Here is a 2,984-nt window from a genome sequence, read left to right on the forward strand (position 1 = left end):
TTTGGTCCTTGTTGTACTTCAACAAGACGCGTTGTTTCGACGACACTTCTTGGGGTTGTATGGTTAAGTGACTAAGCGTACATGGTGGATGCCTTGGCAGTCAGAGGCGATGAAGGACGTACTAACCTGCGATAAGCTGTGAGAAGTCGGTAAGAGACGCTATTACTCACAGATTTCCGAATGGGGAAACCCACCCAGCACAAGCTGGGTATCTATTACTGAATACATAGGTAATAGAGGCGAACCGGGAGAACTGAAACATCTAAGTACCCCGAGGAAAAGAAATCAACCGAGATTCCCTCAGTAGCGGCGAGCGAACGGGGATTAGCCCTTAAGTTTCTTGGAAGTTAGTGGAATGGTCCTGGAAAGGCCAGCGATACAGGGTGATAGCCCCGTACATGAAAACGACCTTGAAGTGAAATCGAGTAGGGCGGGACACGTGACATCCTGTCTGAATATGGGGGGACCATCCTCCAAGGCTAAATACTCCTGACTGACCGATAGTGAACCAGTACCGTGAGGGAAAGGCGAAAAGAACCCCTGTGAGGGGAGTGAAATAGAACCTGAAACCGTGTACGTACAAGCAGTGGGAGCCCTTCGGGGTGACTGCGTACCTTTTGTATAATGGGTCAGCGACTTACATTTTGTAGCGAGGTTAACCGTATAGGGGAGCCGTAGGGAAACCGAGTCTTAACTGGGCGTCTAGTTGCAAGGTGTAGACCCGAAACCGGGTGATCTAGCCATGGGCAGGTTGAAGGTTGAGTAACATCAACTGGAGGACCGAACCCACTAACGTTGCAAAGTTAGGGGATGACCTGTGGCTGGGGGTGAAAGGCCAATCAAACTCGGAGATAGCTGGTTCTCCCCGAAAGCTATTTAGGTAGCGCCTCGGACGAATACTACTGGGGGTAGAGCACTGTTTGGACTAGGGGGTCATCCCGACTTACCAACTCCATGCAAACTCCGAATACCAGTAAGTAATATCCGGGAGACACACGGCGGGTGCTAACGTCCGTCGTGAAGAGGGAAACAACCCAGACCGCCGGCTAAGGTCCCAAAGTTCTGGTTAAGTGGGAAACGATGTGGGAAGGCTCAGACAGCTAGGATGTTGGCTTAGAAGCAGCCATCATTTAAAGAAAGCGTAATAGCTCACTAGTCGAGTCGGCCTGCGCGGAAGATGTAACGGGGCTCAAACCAGGCACCGAAGCCGCGGATTCACACGTATGTGTGAGTGGTAGGGGAGCGTTCTGTAAGTCTGCGAAGGTGTATCGAGAGGTATGCTGGAGATATCAGAAGTGCGAATGCTGACGTAAGTAACGATAAAGGGGGTGAAAAGCCTCCTCGCCGGAAGACCAAGGGTTCCTGTCCAACGTTAATCGGGGCAGGGTGAGTCGACCCCTAAGGTGAGGCCGAAAGGCGTAATCGATGGGAAGCAGGTTAATATTCCTGCACGACTTGTAATTGCGATGGGGGGACGGAGAAGGCTAGGTGGGCCAGGCGACGGTTGTCCTGGTGAAAGTGCGTAGGTGGTGTTTCTAGGCAAATCCGGAGACACAACACTGAGACACGAGACGAAGCCACTACGGTGGTGAAGCCATTGATGCCCTGCTTCCAGGAAAAGCCTCTAAGCTTCAGATTACAAGTCATCGTACCCCAAACCGACACAGGTGGTCGGGTAGAGAATACCAAGGCGCTTGAGAGAACTCGGGTGAAGGAACTAGGCAAAATAGAACCGTAACTTCGGGAGAAGGTTCGCTCTTGACAGTGAAGTCCCTTGCGGATGGAGCAGTTGGGAGTCGCAGTGACCAGATGGCTGGGACTGTTTATCAAAAACACAGCACTCTGCAAACACGAAAGTGGACGTATAGGGTGTGACACCTGCCCGGTGCCGGAAGGTTAATTGATGGGGTTAGCGCAAGCGAAGCTCTTGATCGAAGCCCCGGTAAACGGCGGCCGTAACTATAACGGTCCTAAGGTAGCGAAATTCCTTGTCGGGTAAGTTCCGACCTGCACGAATGGTGTAACCATGGCCATGCTGTCTCCACCCGAGACTCAGTGAAATCGAATTCGCCGTGAAGATGCGGTGTACCCGCGGCTAGACGGAAAGACCCCGTGAACCTTTACTACAGCTTGGCACTGAACATTGAACCTACATGTGTAGGATAGGTGGGAGGCTTTGAAGGCGTGACGCCAGTTGCGCTGGAGCCGTCCTTGAAATACCACCCTTGTATGTTTGATGTTCTAACGCAGGGCCCTGAATCGGGCTCGCGGACAGTGCCTGGTGGGTAGTTTGACTGGGGCGGTCTCCTCCCAAAGAGTAACGGAGGAGCACGAAGGTTGGCTAATCCTGGTCGGACATCAGGAGGTTAGTGCAATGGCATAAGCCAGCTTAACTGCGAGACGGACAGGTCGAGCAGGTACGAAAGTAGGTCATAGTGATCCGGTGGTTCTGAATGGAAGGGCCATCGCTCAACGGATAAAAGGTACTCCGGGGATAACAGGCTGATACCGCCCAAGAGTTCATATCGACGGCGGTGTTTGGCACCTCGATGTCGGCTCATCACATCCTGGGGCTGAAGTCGGTCCCAAGGGTATGGCTGTTCGCCATTTAAAGTGGTACGCGAGCTGGGTTCAGAACGTCGTGAGACAGTTCGGTCCCTATCTGCCGTGGGCGTTGGATGATTGAAGGGAGTTGCTCCTAGTACGAGAGGACCGGAGTGAACGAACCTCTGGTGTTCGGGTTGTCACGCCAGTGGCACTGCCCGGTAGCTAAGTTCGGAATCGATAACCGCTGAAAGCATCTAAGCGGGAAGCGAGCCCTGAGATGAGTCATCCCTGACCCCTTGAGGGTCCTAAAGGGCCGTTGGAGACCACAACGTTGATAGGTGGGGTGTGTAAGCGCAGTGATGTGTTGAGCTAACCCATACTAATTACCCGTGAGGCTTAACCATACAACACCCAAGAAGTGTTTCTGGCCTTGTAGC

Annotated in this window: 1 rRNA gene; it reads left to right on the forward strand. The window is 52.7% G+C overall.

Annotated elements, in window-relative coordinates:
• The first annotated feature begins 61 nt into the window (after positions 1-61).
• Positions 62-2,951: ribosomal RNA gene (locus tag BN1129_RS20845) — 23S ribosomal RNA — on the forward strand.
• Positions 2,952-2,984 lie beyond the last annotated feature (33 nt).

It is taken from the genome of Aeromonas popoffii (genome assembly GCF_000820025.1).
Classification (GTDB): domain Bacteria; phylum Pseudomonadota; class Gammaproteobacteria; order Enterobacterales; family Aeromonadaceae; genus Aeromonas; species Aeromonas popoffii.